The 15,595-nt window shown below is 60.9% G+C and carries 16 protein-coding genes, 2 tRNA genes and 1 pseudogene; 1 reads left to right on the forward strand and 18 read right to left on the reverse strand.

The genetic code is table 11. The features are described from left to right. Positions 1 to 430: 430 nt before the first annotated feature. The 5 genes and pseudogenes from DVO78_RS18420 to DVO78_RS18425 form a co-directional block, all read right to left on the reverse strand. Positions 431 to 538: a CysS/YqeB C-terminal domain-containing protein gene (locus DVO78_RS18420; protein ID WP_420799095.1), complete on the reverse strand. Its 108-nt coding sequence runs from the start codon at positions 536 to 538 to the stop codon at positions 431 to 433. Further along, positions 512 to 661: pseudogene (locus DVO78_RS13640) on the reverse strand (helix-turn-helix domain-containing protein); the annotation flags it as partial. The gene DVO78_RS18420 and the pseudogene DVO78_RS13640, both read right to left, overlap by 27 nt. A 5-nt stretch (positions 662 to 666) precedes the next feature. Then, entirely contained in the window at positions 667 to 1,233 is a 567-nt protein-coding gene (locus tag DVO78_RS13645) for an AAA family ATPase (RefSeq protein ID WP_238385310.1), read from the reverse strand. Between the two features lie 196 nt (positions 1,234 to 1,429). Further along, positions 1,430 to 2,686: an ATP-binding protein gene (locus DVO78_RS13650; protein WP_238385311.1), complete on the reverse strand. Its 1,257-nt coding sequence runs from the start codon at positions 2,684 to 2,686 to the stop codon at positions 1,430 to 1,432. A 115-nt stretch (positions 2,687 to 2,801) separates the two neighbouring features. Continuing rightward, on the reverse strand, positions 2,802 to 3,047 hold the full coding sequence (locus DVO78_RS18425) for a GrpB family protein (RefSeq protein WP_157984045.1): 246 nt from the start codon (positions 3,045 to 3,047) through the stop codon (positions 2,802 to 2,804). A 401-nt stretch (positions 3,048 to 3,448) separates the two neighbouring features. Between DVO78_RS18425 and DVO78_RS13660 the strand changes: the two genes are divergently transcribed. Next, positions 3,449 to 4,549 carry a Fic family protein gene (locus DVO78_RS13660; RefSeq protein ID WP_120005505.1) on the forward strand — a complete coding sequence of 367 codons (1,101 nt, stop codon included), beginning with the start codon at positions 3,449 to 3,451 and terminating at the stop codon, positions 4,547 to 4,549. A gap of 200 nt (positions 4,550 to 4,749) precedes the next feature. Here DVO78_RS13660 and DVO78_RS13670 read toward each other — a convergent pair whose 3' ends face one another. The 13 genes from DVO78_RS13670 to DVO78_RS13725 form a co-directional block, all read right to left on the reverse strand. Beyond that, complete coding sequence (locus tag DVO78_RS13670) at positions 4,750 to 5,097, reverse strand: helix-turn-helix domain-containing protein (RefSeq protein ID WP_120005510.1); 348 nt, start codon at positions 5,095 to 5,097, stop codon at positions 4,750 to 4,752. 324 nt (positions 5,098 to 5,421) lie between these two features. Next, positions 5,422 to 5,985 carry an HAD domain-containing protein gene (locus DVO78_RS13675; protein ID WP_120005512.1) on the reverse strand — a complete coding sequence of 188 codons (564 nt, stop codon included), beginning with the start codon at positions 5,983 to 5,985 and terminating at the stop codon, positions 5,422 to 5,424. 366 nt (positions 5,986 to 6,351) lie between these two features. Then, positions 6,352 to 7,107: a Fic family protein gene (locus tag DVO78_RS18430; protein ID WP_202912198.1), complete on the reverse strand. Its 756-nt coding sequence runs from the start codon at positions 7,105 to 7,107 to the stop codon at positions 6,352 to 6,354. A 376-nt stretch (positions 7,108 to 7,483) separates the two neighbouring features. Then, on the reverse strand, positions 7,484 to 7,990 hold the full coding sequence (locus DVO78_RS13685; protein ID WP_157984046.1) for a GNAT family N-acetyltransferase: 507 nt from the start codon (positions 7,988 to 7,990) through the stop codon (positions 7,484 to 7,486). Between the two features lie 190 nt (positions 7,991 to 8,180). Next, positions 8,181 to 8,504, reverse strand: coding sequence for a type II toxin-antitoxin system RelE/ParE family toxin (locus DVO78_RS18435; RefSeq protein ID WP_420799093.1), 324 nt, complete (start codon positions 8,502 to 8,504; stop codon positions 8,181 to 8,183). Between the two features lie 12 nt (positions 8,505 to 8,516). Continuing rightward, complete coding sequence (locus DVO78_RS18440; RefSeq protein WP_420799094.1) at positions 8,517 to 8,816, reverse strand: hypothetical protein; 300 nt, start codon at positions 8,814 to 8,816, stop codon at positions 8,517 to 8,519. Between the two features lie 94 nt (positions 8,817 to 8,910). Further along, positions 8,911 to 8,987, reverse strand: a tRNA-Met gene (locus DVO78_RS13695). A 124-nt stretch (positions 8,988 to 9,111) separates the two neighbouring features. After that, a tRNA-Thr gene (locus tag DVO78_RS13700) sits at positions 9,112 to 9,183 on the reverse strand. An 82-nt stretch (positions 9,184 to 9,265) separates the two neighbouring features. Continuing rightward, a complete protein-coding gene (locus tag DVO78_RS13705; protein WP_274380770.1) occupies positions 9,266 to 11,122 on the reverse strand; it encodes a DEAD/DEAH box helicase in 1,857 nt (618 codons plus the stop codon). Positions 11,123 to 11,409: 287 nt separating this feature from the next. Continuing rightward, on the reverse strand, positions 11,410 to 13,140 hold the full coding sequence (locus tag DVO78_RS13710) for a hypothetical protein (protein WP_120005517.1): 1,731 nt from the start codon (positions 13,138 to 13,140) through the stop codon (positions 11,410 to 11,412). A gap of 51 nt (positions 13,141 to 13,191) precedes the next feature. After that, positions 13,192 to 13,644, reverse strand: a complete 453-nt coding sequence (locus tag DVO78_RS13715) for a DUF4282 domain-containing protein (RefSeq protein WP_120005518.1) — start codon at positions 13,642 to 13,644, stop codon at positions 13,192 to 13,194. A gap of 159 nt (positions 13,645 to 13,803) precedes the next feature. After that, positions 13,804 to 14,424: an MBL fold metallo-hydrolase gene (locus DVO78_RS13720; protein WP_120005670.1), complete on the reverse strand. Its 621-nt coding sequence runs from the start codon at positions 14,422 to 14,424 to the stop codon at positions 13,804 to 13,806. 17 nt (positions 14,425 to 14,441) lie between these two features. After that, entirely contained in the window at positions 14,442 to 15,557 is a 1,116-nt protein-coding gene (locus tag DVO78_RS13725; RefSeq protein WP_120005520.1) for an S-(hydroxymethyl)mycothiol dehydrogenase, read from the reverse strand. Between the last annotated feature and the right edge of the window lie 38 nt (positions 15,558 to 15,595).

Consider the following 15,595-nt stretch of genomic DNA (forward strand, 5'->3'; position numbering starts at 1 on the left):
GACCGAGTATGACTTCACCACCCCAGTCACCTCAGATCTGACCCTCTACGCCGGATGGGAAGAAGCCCCAGCCTCCGGAAAGCCAATAGATGACGAACCGCAAGAGATTTCAACCTCGGGTGTCCTAGCCGCCACAGGGGTCTCGTTATCCCCGGTACTGGCAATGTTGACCGCTGCGCTTGTTATCGGCACTGGTGCCCTCCTCGTTGGTCGCACTCGAGGTCAAAGACCGCAACAATAAGAACATCTCGTCTCCGGCGAAACGGTCAAGGAGCACAGCCGCAAGGTTCCAGGGATGAAAGAGTGCTGAGAACGGCACCTACAATTCCGTCAGACGTCAACGAGAAGACGTCTCACGCCGCCATGAGCTCGAGGCTTTCCTCTAGGCCTGCACCACCACATAGTGTCCGGCCAACTGTTCACGGATTGTCTATGCCTCCCCGGAGCGTTCATCGGTGAGCGCCCGCTGGCGTTGGCGCAGCAGCGCATGGATCTCCCCTGAGCACGTTCCCGGACTGCGGTATTTCGGCGGCTCCATCGAGGCCACGGCCTTGGCCACAGTGTTTCGCGAGATACCAAGCTTCTCGGCGATATGCTTCTTTGGCATCTTCTCCGCGTGATAAAGACGTCGTATCTCAGCCCAATCTTCCACAGTAATCATGCCTCCTAGCATGGTCCGGGTGTCCAGTTTTCACCCGTCGCTAGGTGCCCAGTATTCAGGCGTCGTCGACAGTATTGCTGGGCCGTGAAGGACGATTCCCCACGCACTTCCTCCTGGGTTCCTTCCAGCAACCCGCGGAGGCTCACCGTTGGCTCAGCGGCGCCCCGCTCGTAGAGGGTCATGGGGCGCATACACAGCGACATGATGCGCCCTGCCCCAGAATGGGTGCCCCTCCCCGGCTTCGGTGTTGCACTGCCTGTCAGCAGAGAACGCCCCGGGGATGCGCCATCATCGACGCCTCTGCGGACCAAGTGCCAGGCTTCGGGAAGGTGCTGCCACTCGTCGATCAGCAGGGTCCCCTGCGCAGCTCCGCTAAAGTTCAGATCTGCGGCCAACGCCCGACGCTGCGCTGGATCGTCGAGCTTCCACATCAGGTCGGCACGCCGTTGTGCGGTCACCGTCTTGCCCACACCCTTTGGGCTGTCAATGGCAATGGCGGCTTCCCACTGCATATGGTCATCCAGCTGCGTGTCGACCGTCCTGCGCAGGTACTCCATGACGGAACGCACCATTCGCAGGGCATGATCGCTACCGTTCACATGACTGGAAAACTACCAAATGCAGGATCCCCCATAAAATGATGACTTTGAGTATTAAGTCGCAGAAGACCCCGGGTTAGTGACAAGGGGGTCTTTCCTCGTATTCAGATATCTGGTACGGGCGACGGGACTCGATCCCGCGACCTCACGATGATGAGTCCTGGGGAATCTACTCCCCCAGGAGCGCCAAAGGGACGACAGCGATACCGTCTCGGGTGCGGTACGCTTCCTTGCCGGAGTAGAGCACCATCAGGTCAACCACTCGATCCGGCATCTGCTCACGCAGCCACTTCAGGTGTTTCAGGTGTTTCTCATCGACATGAGCGGAAAGCTTCACCTCAATGCCGAGGACTGCGCCGTCGAAGCTTTCAACAATGAGGTCAATTTCCTGTCGACCGCCCTTGGTCCGGAGATGGCCAATTTTCGCCCAGGCAGCACCTGCGGCCGCCCGCACCGACAAGGTGGCCAGGCTCTCGAACAATGGCCCCGCCATAGACGCCCCCCGTGAGTCGCCCAAACTCGAAGCGGAGAGTCCCAAGAGGTGAGCGGCGATCCCCGGATCAGCCAGCTGATGCTTCTCAGAGAACTGCAGCCACTTGAAAGGGTTGTTCAGGGCAGGCGACCAAGCCGGAATCGGGTCTAGCAGCCAAAGTTGAGTCAGATGGTCGCGGTAGGAGATGGTGGTGGTTTTCGCCGGTTGGTGGCCATCACCGCTGGTGGTGGCGTCCAGGATGGTGGAGTACGTGGCAGTCGTGGAGGAGGCCGCTGCGTAGGCTGCCATCCATCGCCGAAGGGTCTCCGGTCGCCGCACGGAGAATCCCTGTTCGGGCAGATCTTGATCGATGATGCGCTGAATATATATCCCCACAGCTCTCGATGCCTGGCGCTCCGAGAGTCTTTGCAGATCGGGGAACCCGCTCTGCACGATCGCGCGGTAATAGTCCGAAGCAGTCAGGGGCGAGGCACCGGTGATTTTCCCTGCCTGCCCCTCGAGCAGAGCACCCAAGCTCACCTCAGTCTCGATCTTCCCCCGCTCATACAGAGCCATAGGGCGCATACGCACAGAGTCAATGCGCCCCGCGCCCGAATGCGTCCCCCGTCCAGTGCGAGGAGTCGCGCTCCCAGTGAGGAGGAAACGCCCAGGTGGTGCGCCGTCGTCCACACGACGACGCACCGAATCCCAGATCGGCTGATAGTGCTGCCACTCATCAATGAGCAAAGTTCCTTCAGGAGCGTCCCCGAACTGTGGATCGGCCAGCAGGGAAGCGCGTTCAGCCTCATCATCGAGCCGCCATGCCTTGACAGCGCGGCGTCGCGCGGTCTCAGTCTTGCCCACACCTTTGGGGCCATCGAGCGCAATCGCAGATTGGAACTGCATCAGCTCGTCCAACTGCGTGTCTGCTGTGCGACGAAAATACTCTTTCACCGTCAACCCTGCTTTCTACGCTACCTTTAGAACACGATATACGCTACTTTATGAACATCCCCTACGATCCTTCTGGAACATCTATTGCCTGCTGGAGACCAGGCGGCTTCCCCGGTCAACTCCGCTCGTTCAGTCCACGGATGGAGGCCCTTTCATTCTTAGTGAGGTCGGAGTACTCCAGAACTTCTTGCAGTACCACAGACTTTCCTGCGAGATATGCGTCCATGCCGATGCTGGGAACTCTGGAAAGTTCGAACTTCACCGCACCGTATCTGTCACGCAGATCGGAGCGACGGCGCAGCACATCACGTACAGCCAGATGGTTCCGCAGGTGCAAGGATCCTTCGACACAAACGTACACATGGCGTCTTGGCTGATCATCGGGAGCCTTCAGCGCCTCCGGTCCGTCATACCGAAATCACCTTCGTGGATATAGCCGCAAGCAGTCAGTGCTAAGAGGGCAGTCTGTACATCACTCCGCCGAACCACAACGTCGATAGACACACAAGCATGGTTGCACAGGCCTGCCGCAAAGACATCGGCGTACGAGACTCCGGTGCATCTCCCGCCTGAAGCAGGTTGAGCCCCCGGGGTCATGTGTTAAATTTTCTTGGTAGCGGTGCCGGGGCTCGATCCCGGGGACCTCACGAGTCGCACTACCCACCTCTGAAACATGTCAACGCAGCGAACACATGGCCTGCAACATGTTATTTTTTCGACGATTTCTTTACATGTTAAGGGGGATCTGTCACGATGTCTGACATGTCGCCGATCCACCCGACCCGCTGGGATCCCACTCAACCTTATAACGAGCTCCCTGCTCTTCCGCCGCGGAACGACGTGGAAACACGCGGTGTCCTCAAACTCCTGATTGAAGCGAGATCAACTCTGGCCGCGATGGACCAGGCAGCCCGCCGACTCCCCAACCCCCAGGTACTGCTCAGCACCTTGACGGTGCTCGAGGCTCAGGCCAGCTCGGAGATCGAGAACGTCGTCACGACCACTGACGAACTCTTCCGGCATATAGATAACGATGCGGGGGCCTCCCCCGATGTCAAGGAGGCGCTGCGCTACCGGCAAGGCCTCTTCTCCGGACTTGACCTTGTGCGCACCCGCGGAACGATCACCCGTGTCACAGCCGAGACCATCTGCACCGAGCTGGCCGGACGGCATATGGGACTACGACGGACTTCTGGCACAATCATCGCGGATCCACGGACCCGCCAGGCTGTCTACACCCCACCTGAGGGCTACGAAATCCTGGACCGGAAGATGGCGGAATGGGAACGATATGTGAACGGTCCAGGCCATCACGATCCCCTGATTCGCATGGCCCTGGCGCATTACCAGTTCGAAGCGATCCATCCCTTCGAGGACGGAAACGGACGCACTGGTCGGATCATCAATATTCTCCAACTGATCAATGACGAGCTCCTCGACCGTCCCGTGCTCTACCTCTCTCGACAGATCATCGCGACGAAGAATGAGTATTACCGACTGTTGAGAGAGGTCACCAGCGAGGAGAACTTCGAGGACTGGATCATCTACATGCTGGAATCCGTCCGGAAGACTGCTCAATCAACCTTGTATCTCATCGACCAGATTCAGGAACTGGAGGGGGGCCTCAGATCCGTCATGGATTCAGCCCTCCGAGGTGCAGGTTCACTAGCACTGGCAAATGTACTCATGGCCCAGCCTTATACACGCATCAAGCAGGTCTCTCAAGCATGTGGGGTAACGCGACAGACCGCGAGTCGATGGTTGAGCGCTTTGGTTGACGCGAACATTCTGGAACGGATCGAAGCGGGCCGCGATGTACTCTTCCTCAATCCTCGATACATGCGGCTGCTTGCAGAGGCATAGACCCACCGCTCACCGGAAAGGTCGTGCGCCGCTGACGCCTCCGGCAACGTCGAAACGGTGAGGAATGGTGTCGCCGACATGCCGGCATGGGGTGAAACCCATCGCCTGATACTCGCTCTGATCCTCAGCACCGAGAATCAGAGTCCGTGTCACTGGAGCAAAAAGCACATTCGCATCCAGGAAAACACGGACTCTGCTGCTCAACCCTCCAGCTCCGCAGTGAGCTCATCAGCATACAGATCCACTGCAGCATTCATCCTGGTCTGGTGGAACCGGCGCACCTCAGCCTCAGTGATTCGGTGATGACTCCCACGCTTCTCCGCGGCAATCTCCCCACTGGCGATCTTCCGCGCAACCGTCGCCCGCGAGATACCAAGACGCTCTGCCGCCTGTGCAGGAGTCAACAGCACACGCCGAGAACTTACCTCGACTTCCTCCCCCTGCTCAGCAGCGCGCTGCACATATTCCAGCATATCCTTCACCCACTGAGGCGAGGACTCCAGCGGGTGACGCCGAATCTCATCCGGCCGAAACTTCAACTTACCCATATTCCAGTGTACCTAACGTGAGCACATAGAGAAACATATCTGATCAAACTGGGCAGCCGAAGTGCACTCTATCTTCAGTTGGATGAACATTCGGTAACGTGACGAGCCGTAGCCCTTGTTTACTGCATAGCCTGGTGGAGATCCTCGAGAGGGCTAGCCCGCGAGGGGTGTTCCTCTGGAAGCTGGTCGAGTTCTGAAATACGCTCTCGGATTCCTGCCTTCAGCGTAGAAGGCAATTCGCTGCTCCAGAGGGCCCGCAGGGTGTCTGGTTCCTGGTGCCACGGCGACCAAGAGGACGAATAGCGACCAAGGACAGACGGTGGGTCACGACAGTTCGCCCTCGCCCAGCCCGCGAAGCCATGTCTCGACGACGTCGAGGTCGCTGCCTTGCATACCCGTCAGCGAGTCGACGCGATGCAGGAGCGCTCTCCCCGAGTAGTTTGCGCTCACCCAGGCGCGGTCGACAGCCGTCAGTTCGTCGTCGATCCAGACGAACGAGCGCCCGGCCGCGATCCGGCACAGGTGCCTCGTCTTCCAACTCAACTCAGCAGCGTCGTCGTCGGCCCAGACCGGACCCTCAAGCCCCGGGAGCTCCCCCATCTCCGCTACCGGCAGTGCGGGCAGACCCAGGAGCGGGGCGATCACCGTATTCGCGTCGTGCATCCACGCCGTCGCCCACACAACGTCACAGCCGAGCGCCAGGAGGCGCGGCCCATGCGAGCGATCGATCGCGGCTAGCTGCGAGTTGCCAGGGTGCTGCCACATGGCGTACCAGGTCCCGAGAGTCTCCGGGAGCGACACCCCACCCGTGGGCAACACGGTGCCGTCGACATCAAGGAACAGCAATGGACGATGCTCGGTGCTGAGATCCTCGTGCGCAACCGTCACCCTTATACCCTAGCCCGGTTCATGGCGCCTCTCACTCGTGCCAGCAGGCATTCTGTCGGATTCAGGCCTGGACTCAACAGTAGAGAGGACGTTTGACAGAAATCGATGAGCTTCACATGACCCAAGTCCACGATTTCCGAGCCAGTTACCTCGTCGGGTCACAGGATATGGCTGCTATTCGGTGACTATCGCGGACTACAACGGCAAGATTCCGCGACTCAACTTGTTGCGTGGCGACCACCGTTGAAGAACCAAGGTTCGCGTATGTTCAGTTGTTGGTAGCGGTGCCGGGGCTCGATCCCGGGACCTCACGATTATGAGTCGCGAGCATTCACTTCTTCGGCACCCGGCGTCAGCAGGTCTACCTTACCGACTGCGCCTGGATCGCTTGACCGCTTTCCTTGTACTTCTCCACTCACCATCAGATCCGTGTACCGCGTCAAGGCGCCCCCTACGGGCAGCGTGTCGAAGAGCCACCACGGTAAGGTCCTTGTCAGCCAGAGCGCGCAAGGGGACAAGACGCGCAGGACCAGCAACGTTCGGAACAATGAATCGGTTGAGGTTTTCATACATCGCTCTGGCCAGCAGCTCTCCCAGCGGGCCATAGTCTTCGTCGTCAGCACGCTGCATAGCCTTCAAGTAAGCCGGGCGTTGACGTTTCAGGATGATCACCGGCGGGTATCCAAGCCGGACCAGGATGAGGTTCAGAAGAAGACGCCCTGCACGCCCATTGCCATCCAGGAAAGGGTGCACCTTCTCGAAACGATTGTGGACCTCGGCGAGGCGCTCGGGCCATGGGACTGGCACCTGCCGACTTCGGAGTTCCTCAGTGTGGGTATTAACGAAGCGAACCCACTCTTCGATGGCGGCCGGGACAAGTGGCCAAAATTGGGGTGTCATGCCACCCTGGAACGGTTGAATGTCATGCTCACGGAAGTTTCCCGGCGCTGCGGCATCGGTGGCCACTGGGTGTGGGGCAACTGCCCACACAGGGCTCATCGCCCGGTGGTGAACCTGCCGGACCTCGTAAATGCTGATAACCCCTTCGGTGCTCCAGCCACCGGGTTCAAGAGCCTGCCGATAGACCCATTGCGCGGCAGCACCGTATCCCTGAACTTCCATGTACTCACGAAGAGGCTTGGCTCCAACAGCACGTCCATCCTCCAAGAGAGCCTCAACCTCCCGCAGAACGAGAGTGTTGCCTTCCAAGGCAGTGGAATGGTGCGCTTCAAGGTGCCGATATCGGACCAGATGTAGTTAGCCTCTTTGGGAGAAGGCAGCCCGCCAAGCCGATCGTTGAGTTCACGGATTGCGCTCTCCAGTCGGTCATAGACCGTTACTCGAGAGGGACGTCCGCGTGCCACTCACGATCCTTGGTACATCTAGCCCTGTCTAATTGATCGTACCGCTGAGAGGCGAGTTTGGTACATCACAGGATCGCTAATTGATCGCACCACCGGGCCGCGTGCTCTTGAACCCCTCGTACGCACACCGCAAGCTATCCGCTGCGGTCACGGCGAAGGCGAATCTCCCAAACTCCCGTGCCCGGATCAATCTGCCGAACACCATCGGGCTTGAAATCATGCTTCTCGTAGAAGCGCCGAGCACGTACATTCTCCTCAAAGACCCACAGCAGCGCAGACCGATCCTGTATCCCGAAGTGCATCAGGCGGCGCGCCAGACCAGTTCCTTTCCAGGATGGCCTCACATAAAGAGTTTTGAGTTCGAGGCCGGGGTTTTCCCCCGTACTGGACCAGCTGGCGACTCCGACCACTTCGGTTCCGTCGAGTGCCATCGCGGCTTCCCTCACGCCGGAGGCCAACCTGTCTCTCCAGCGATACTCCCGCTGCGCTGTGGCAGTCTCATCCAGATGCTCCTCTGGAATCAGACTCTCGTATGCCTCGTTCCACGCAGTGGTCTGGAAAGCAGCAATCGCATGAGCATCATCGGGCAGAGCTAGCCTGATCAGCAGGTCGTCTATGGGCACGTAGTCATCGTCGCACAAGCTCCACTGCAGGATGGGAAGACCTCCGAGTGCATCTGCTCTCTTGCTCTCTGAAGCAGGGGAACAACGGGGTTCACGCATGTTGAGTTGTTGGTAGCGTTGCCGGGGTTCGATCCCGGGACCTCACGATTAGCGGATGAGCCGAGAAGGGAAGTTCACCGGGGCGCGGCGAGCCGAGGCTCCTCCCGGTTCAGCCCTTGGACCAACGGGAAGGGTTCCGGAGGCGAATCTCATAGTCCTGTCTGCTTGAGTACACCCCTACGACTTCCACATTGTCTCCGATCACTCGATAGGCGACCGCAATCCGTTTATCGTGGAAGGCAAGGCGACACCCCGGTGCAATGTCTCCACGTTCTGGTCTGGACTTAGCCGTAGACAGTAGCGTTTGGCAGAAATCGATGATCTTGAAATGGTCCGAGTCCGCGATCTCTGGACCAGCTACATCTTCGAGGTATTCCCAACGGTGCTGCAAATCAGCAATAGCGTAGTCAGTGAGATGAAGCTTCGGTGCCATAGCGAACTGCCGCTATGCCACCCGACGAGCCGCAGCCCTCGTTTGCTGCATGGCCTGGTGGAGGTCCTCAAGAGTGCGGCTCCGCGAGGGATGACCCTCTGGAAGCTGGTCGAGCTCTACGATGCGTTCCTTGATGTCCTCTTTCAAGGCAGCAGGCACGTCTCCATGGTGCCCCTCGACACCCAACTCCCTATCCAGACTCTTGTTGATGGCATCGTTGATGTCCGAATAGACACCAGCCTGCACACGACTCTCTAAAGCCTCAGCTCGTTCTGCGGGGAGCGTCACAGTGTATTGGCGATTCTCGGACATAAGGCACACCTCCTGTGGCTGATAACCCCAGTCTACGCCTGCTCCCCTCGCGAACCCATACGGCCCAGGGATCCCGTCTCCGTATTCAGATGTCTGGTAGCGGTGCCGGGGCTCGATCCCGGGACCTCACGATTATGAGTCGTGCGCTCTAACCAGCTGAGCTACACCGCCATGGACGAAGTGTTCGCCCGGAACAAGAACCCCCGCGCTGCGCAACCCTGAAAGTACGCTGCGCGGGGTCTTGCTCTTTAGGTCTGAGGCCGCTGCCGCGGCACGCGGCCGACTTCAAACGCAGAGCCCCAACCGGGAATCGATCCCGGGACCTCAGTCTTACCAAGACTGCGCTCTACCACTGAGCTATTGGGGCAACAGCAGTAAAGCTTATCACCGGTTCTGCGACCGGCTCAAATCACTGTACTGCCGCATGCTGACGCGGATCCGGCCCCCGATCAGCGGTCGCGCCAGCGAGGCTTTTTGCCGGTCTTCTTGGCAAAGCGATCGTCTTTGAAACCGTCTCGCTTCTTACCACCCCGGTACCCGCCGTCGCTATTCTTCCTGCCCGGTCCCGAGGTGCCGTGCGGACCGGCGTCGCGCTCAAGCCGGATCAGCTCTCCACCGATCCGGGTCTTGGCCAGCGCCCCCCACTGATCCTTGGTCAGGCTCTCCGGAAGCTCCACCAAGGAGTGCGTCGGGCGGATCTCGATGCTGCCGATCTCACGTGCCGAGAGACCAGCCTCATTCGCGATCGCTCCGACGATGTGGCCGGGGGCCACGCCGTCACGCCGGCCGACGGCGATCTTGTAGATCGCATTGCCCGCACCGGCCACCGGAGCCGCGCCCTTCTGCCGCGGGCCCCGGTCACGGGGTCCGCCATCGCGGGCACCGCGGTCTCGAGCACCTCCCCGGTCTTCCCGGTCGAAGCTCTGCGCCGCCGCACGGGCCAGCTCGTCCTCACCCTGCTCGTCCAACAGCAGCGGACGCCCTTCATGAACCATCGCCACCAGTGCGGCCGCTACATCCTCGGCCGGGATGTTGTGCTCAGCCACATAACTGGTCACCAGATCGCTGTACTCCTCCAGGTCTTCGCTGGAAAGCGTCTGAGTGATCCGTTCGGAGAACCGCTCCAACCGCGAGGCGTTGACATCGGCCACCGTGGGCAGGTTCATCTGCTCCACAGGCTGCCGGGTGGCCTTCTCGATGGCCCGCAGCAGGCGCTTCTCACGTGGGGTGACGAACAGCACCGCCTCACCGGAACGGCCGGCACGCCCGGTGCGGCCAATGCGGTGCACATAGGATTCTGTGTCCAGCGGGATGTCGTAGTTGAACACATGGCTGATGCGTTCCACATCAAGTCCGCGGGCGGCGACATCGGTGGCCACCAGCACATCGATCCGTCCATCCTTGAGCGACTCCACGGTCTTCTCCCGCAGATTCTGCGGGATATCTCCGTTGATCGCCTGAGCGCGGAAACCGCGGGCGATCAGTTTGTTGGCGACCTCCTCGGTGGCCGAGCGGGTGCGCACGAACACGATGGCGGCGTCGTGAGGCTCGGTCTCCAGAATCCGCACCAGAGCCTCAGGCTTGGCATGATGCTTGATGAACACGAACCGCTGCTTGATGTTCGTCCCGGTCGTGGTCTTGGCCTTGACCGCAACCTCCACCGGCTCATTGAGGTAATCCTCAGAGATCCGCCGGATCGCTCTGGGCATAGTGGCGGAAAACAGTGCTACCTGCTTGGTGTCCGGTGTCTGGGCGAGGATCTTGTCGACCTCTTCGGCGAAGCCCATGCGCAGCATCTCATCGGCTTCGTCCAGGATGAGGTGCTTGACTTCGCTGAGGTCAAGAGACCCCTTGGACATATGGTCGATCACCCGGCCCGGGGTACCGACAATGACATTCGCTCCCCGGCGCAGACCGGCCAGCTGCGGTCCATAGGGCGCACCGCCGTAAATGGGCAGCACAGAGATTCCCTCCAGCTGGGCAGCATAGGAGGCGAATGCCTCCGCCACCTGGATGGCCAGCTCGCGTGTGGGGGCAAGGACCAGGGTGTTGGGCACGGAACCGAGGCTCCCGGCGTCATAGTCCGCTGCCATATGCGTCAGCGCGGGTAAAGCGAAGGCGGCAGTCTTTCCGGTGCCGGTCTGGGCGAGCCCGACGACGTCGCGTCCGGCGATCAGGTGCGGGATGGTCTCTGCCTGGATGGGAGAAGGGGTTTCGTAGCCCATCTTCTCGATAGTGCCCATGACCCGGGGATCCAGGCCGAGGTCGGAGAAGGCAGTCTGGTCAGTTTCAGGTGCTTCAGTCACAGGGGACTCCTTGTCACATTGGGCGGCTCACCCCCGTGGCATGTCAGCGTGCAAGATTCTTCGACCACTGGTGCTCGAACTGCCTGCTCGAGGGTACGGCAGCGCATGGGCACAGCAGGATTCATCAGGTGGTGTCACGCTGGACAGTTCACGGGGACAGGACCGCTGGGGGTTCCGGAGTCGACCCGTGACGAAAACAACGCTCAACTGGACCTACCGACCGGGTGGCCGGACGAGCCAGGAGTCTGCACAGAGATACGGGATTATCCGGAGAGTGCTCACACAGTCTACGGCATAGGTGGCGAATTTCCCGCATTGGGCGCCGTCGGGCCCGAGTACGGTGGAGGTAGCGGTCCAGCGAAGGGGTCCTGGTGCGCTGCGGAGGCCGGAGTACTGCGGCGTTTGCCGGCGAGGATACGCCGGATGGGTGCAGGCACCGAATCGCTGATGAAGGCGGAGCAGACCCGAGCCAGGGCCTCGATGATGGCACCGATGATGAGCAGGATGAGGAAGCTCCACCAGGCCGGACCGAGCGCGATCTGCCCTGTCATGAGATTCATCATGGAGATCTCAACTCGCATCTGGCCAAAGAGCGTCAGAGTGGCACCGAGCACGGCATACACCAGAGGCAGCGTCAGGAAAGAGAGGATGTTCGCCACGGCACCGCGACTCGCCTGACGCACCATCGACCAGGTCAGAGAGGCGGCGAAGAGGGCGAAGAGGCCGATCAGGACTGAAATCAGCACCTCCCACCAGGCGAAGCCGTCGGCGAGCACATGGTAGATCCACTCATCCTCCGCTGAGACTTCGGCCGGGAGCTCATCGGCCCCGCCGCTCCACAGGTAGAACGCCGTGGAACCGGACTCGGACTGGCCGAATCCGATCATGTCGCGGAATTCCCCAGAGCCGTGGACCGCGCCTGAGGTCAGCAGGATGAACGCGATCACCGCGGCGGAAGATCCCCAGAGGGGACTCGTCATCACTGTGCCGGGTGAGCCATCGGCGAGGAACCGGATGCAGACATACACCAGTGCCGGGATCACAATGATCATGCTGTGGACGACCATCACTCGCGGGGTACGGGTGATGGAGGGAAGAACACTGTTAAGCCTGGTGAGAGCCGTGCCGAAGATCCCCTTCTTGGCCGAGACCAGCAGGCCGATGAGCAGGTAGAAGGCCAGTGCGCCCCAGAAGAGACTCAGCCCCGCCGCGGAGCTGAAAAAGGTGATGTCCATGTCACCGGGCTGGATGCCCATGAACTCGGCCATCTCTTCCAGTTCGGCCTCAGGGATGTCCTCTCCCAGGGCCTGCGCCATGTCCAGGGATTGGCGGAAAGCCAGAGCCCAGGTGATCAGCAGCGTGAGTCCCGCCAAGGCTGCAGAGACGAGGACGTTGATGACTAGCTTGGCCAGAACCGGAAGCTGTGACAGCGGCACTTCTCCGCGGCCAGCAAGCCGCCGCCCGGCCCACACCGCCACCCACAGGGCCACGGCAAGCACGAGCAGGTTCGGCATCCAGAAGGTGAAAGTCATCTCGGCAGAGGCGCCAGCCCCGCCGAACTGCGCGAACATCTCCTGGAAGAAGTCCGGCATGCCGACCTCGAAGCGCAGTGTGCCGAACAGCCAGAGCCCCACCACCTGGAACGGGATCACAAAGCTGGAGAGCACGTCGGTGAAGTCTGGGGTGCCGATGAGATTACCAAGATCTCCGGCCATGACCTCGACCTCAGCTGTCTCACTATCCATGGTAAGGCCGAGAACCAGGAGAATGCAGCCAAGCACTGCCAGGAGAAGCAGCGTCATATAGGCGATACCCTGGCTGATCAGCACGGTCACTGCGTGCCGGATCCTCACAGCGCTGAGAAACCCCGGCACCTGCATGGTCACAGTCTTCGGCGTATCCAGCGGCTCCTCTTCACGCTCGCTGCTGCCGCTGGACCCCGCATGAGGTGGACGGTAACCCTCTGGCGGCAGAGGAGCCCCGTGCGGCTGCTCCCGGTGTGCTGGGTCTTCGCTCATCAGTTCCCTTCGGCAGCCTTGGACGGGCAGCAGTGAGTCCGGTGTGCTGGATCAGTTCTTCTGGGACAGATCCCAGCGAAGGTTCTCAATCTCCGAGGTGGTTGCCGCTGTGTTCTGCGCGGTCCGAATCATCGAGACATACAGCTCCAACGTCAGTCGGATCATGATGAGGTAGAACGGTGCGGCGAGGAGGACCATCAGCAGGATGAAGAAACCAGCCAGCACTTCCTCCGTCATAGTGACAAACGCCACGACAACCCCGATGAGCGTCAGCGCACCAATCAGCAGCAATGCGATGGCGTAGATGATCGCAGCGAATTTGATGGTGACAAAGCTCTTGAAGCTGAAATCGAACAGTGCCCGAAAGAACCCTGCGGCGTTGGGGCCTGTCTTCGCCTCACGGGACGGATAGGCGTTCGGATCACCTTGGGGCTGCGGAGGCTGCTCGCCATAGGACGGGTTTGGTGGCTGATCACCGTAGGGTGGCTGCGGTGGCTGTGTCATGGTCCCTCCATCGTTCGTAGTCTGCTGAGTGACGGCGACGGCGACAGCCGCCTGGGGTTCAGACTACACAGTGGGGTGTAGCCGCTTCCAGAGGAATCGCCGATTCTTCGCCGCGATCACGCCGATCGGCCTCCGGACCAAAGCGCAACCGGGCCTTCTTCACCCCTGGAGCTGCACGGCCTCCTCACCGATGGTGGTGGAGGGCCCGTGGCCGGTGTTGACCCGGGTGTTTTCAGGCAGGGTGAACAGCTTGGTGTTGATGGACTCGACGATCGTGTCATAGCTGCTGTAGGAACGGCCGGTCGCCCCGGGCCCGCCCTGAAACAGAGTGTCCCCGGAGAACAGCACCGGGGTCTCCCCCAGGTCCTCGGAGTAGAAGCATGTGGAGCCCGGCGAGTGCCCCGGGGTGTGGATGGCCCGCAGCGTCGCCCCGGCCACGGTGAAGGTGTCACCGTCGTTGATGTCACCATCCGGAGCGCCGTCGGTATGGACCTGATCCCACAGCATCCGGTCTGCCGGGTTGAGGTGGATGGTCCCTCCGACTCTGCTGCCAACCTCCATCACCTGCCGGATGTGATCGTCGTGGCCGTGTGTCAGCAGGATCGCAGCGACCTTCCGGCCGTTGACCGCCGAGGCCACGGCCTCAGCACTATGGGCCGGATCGATGATGATCACTTCTGAGTCATCGCCGACGATCCAAACGTTGTTGTCCACATCCCAGGTGCCGCCGTCGAGGGAGAAGGTGCCTGAGGTCTCGAGATGCTCAATACGCGCGTTCATCATGGTGCTCCTTGAAGCTAGGGGGTTGTCCGAGTGTCAGGGGCCATTTCAACGACAGTGCGCAGCACGTCTCCGCGGTTCATGGTGTCGAAGGCCTCCTGCACCTTGTCCAGGGTGGTGCGTTCGGTGACGAAGGCGTCCAGGTCCAGCCTGCCCTGCTGGTAGAGGTCCACCAGCATCGGGAAGTCCCGGGAGGGCAGGCAATCGCCGTACCACGAGGATTTCAGCGCTCCGCCGCGCCCGAAGAGCTCGATCATCGGCAGCTCAATGGTGAGGGAGGGATCCGGCACGCCGACCAGGATCACCCGGCCTGCCAGGTCCCGGGCGTAGAAGGCCTGGCGGTACGTTTCTGGACGGGCGACGGCGTCGATCACCACATCTGCCCCGAAACCGCCGGTGTGCTCACGAATGGCTTCCACCGGGTCGGCCTGCGTGGAGTTGACGGTATGAGTGGCGCCGAGTTCCTTGGCCTTCTGGAGTTTCCGGTCCTCAATGTCCACTGCGATGATCGTGGTAGCTCCTGCCAGCTTGGCACCTGCGACGGCCGCTGTGCCTACGCCTCCGACGCCGATGACAGCCACTGATTCGCCGCGCTTGACCTCACCGGTGTTCAGGGCAGCGCCGAGGCCGGCCATGATCCCGCAGCCCAGCAGCCCCACTGCCGCGTTGGCGGAGTCTGGAACATCGTCGATCACCGTGCACTGCCCGGCTGCGACCAGGGTCTTCTCCGCGAAGGCTCCGATGCCCAGGGCCGCCTCCAACTCGGTGCCGTCGGTCAGCGTCATCTTCTGCTCGGCGTTATGGGTGTTGAAGCAGTACTTCGGCTCTCCTTTGCGGCAGGCCCGGCATTCGCCGCAGACCGCACGCCAATTCAGGATGACCTTGTCGCCCTCTTTGACGGAGGTGACCCCCGCACCTGTCCGGGAGACCCGCCCGGTGGCCTCGTGGCCGAGCAGGTAGGGGAAGTTGTCGCCGACCTCGCCCTGCTGGAAGTGCTGGTCGGTCTGGCAGACGCCGCAGGTGAGGATGTCGACGATGACTTCCCCGGGGCCGGGGTCGGGGATGACGATCTGTTGGACGGTGGCCGGGGCGTTCTTCTCAGTGACGACGACTGCGTTGACGGTCTGGGCCATAGTGGGCTCCTTTGATGTGCTCGATGCGGGAGGGACTG

The organism is Nesterenkonia muleiensis, assembly GCF_003600155.1.
Classification (GTDB): domain Bacteria; phylum Actinomycetota; class Actinomycetes; order Actinomycetales; family Micrococcaceae; genus Nesterenkonia; species Nesterenkonia muleiensis.

What these genes read in the sequence shown, in the direction of transcription:
- DVO78_RS18430 (WP_202912198.1), bottom strand. Translation starts at nt 7,107, where the DNA reads ATGGAAGTTCAGGGATACGGTGCTGCCGCGCAATGGGTCTATCGGCAG.
- DVO78_RS13660 (WP_120005505.1), top strand. Translation starts at nt 3,449, where the DNA reads ATGTCGCCGATCCACCCGACCCGCTGGGATCCCACTCAACCTTATAAC.
- DVO78_RS13645 (WP_238385310.1), bottom strand. Translation starts at nt 1,233, where the DNA reads ATGGTGCGTTCCGTCATGGAGTACCTGCGCAGGACGGTCGACACGCAG.
- DVO78_RS18435 (WP_420799093.1), bottom strand. Translation starts at nt 8,504, where the DNA reads ATGGCACCGAAGCTTCATCTCACTGACTACGCTATTGCTGATTTGCAG.
- DVO78_RS13715 (WP_120005518.1), bottom strand. Translation starts at nt 13,644, where the DNA reads ATGACACAGCCACCGCAGCCACCCTACGGTGATCAGCCACCAAACCCG.
- DVO78_RS13725 (WP_120005520.1), bottom strand. Translation starts at nt 15,557, where the DNA reads ATGGCCCAGACCGTCAACGCAGTCGTCGTCACTGAGAAGAACGCCCCG.
- DVO78_RS13720 (WP_120005670.1), bottom strand. Translation starts at nt 14,424, where the DNA reads ATGAACGCGCGTATTGAGCATCTCGAGACCTCAGGCACCTTCTCCCTC.
- DVO78_RS13670 (WP_120005510.1), bottom strand. Translation starts at nt 5,097, where the DNA reads ATGGGTAAGTTGAAGTTTCGGCCGGATGAGATTCGGCGTCACCCGCTG.
- DVO78_RS18420 (WP_420799095.1), bottom strand. Translation starts at nt 538, where the DNA reads ATGGAGCCGCCGAAATACCGCAGTCCGGGAACGTGCTCAGGGGAGATC.
- DVO78_RS13710 (WP_120005517.1), bottom strand. Translation starts at nt 13,140, where the DNA reads ATGAGCGAAGACCCAGCACACCGGGAGCAGCCGCACGGGGCTCCTCTG.
- DVO78_RS18440 (WP_420799094.1), bottom strand. Translation starts at nt 8,816, where the DNA reads ATGTCCGAGAATCGCCAATACACTGTGACGCTCCCCGCAGAACGAGCT.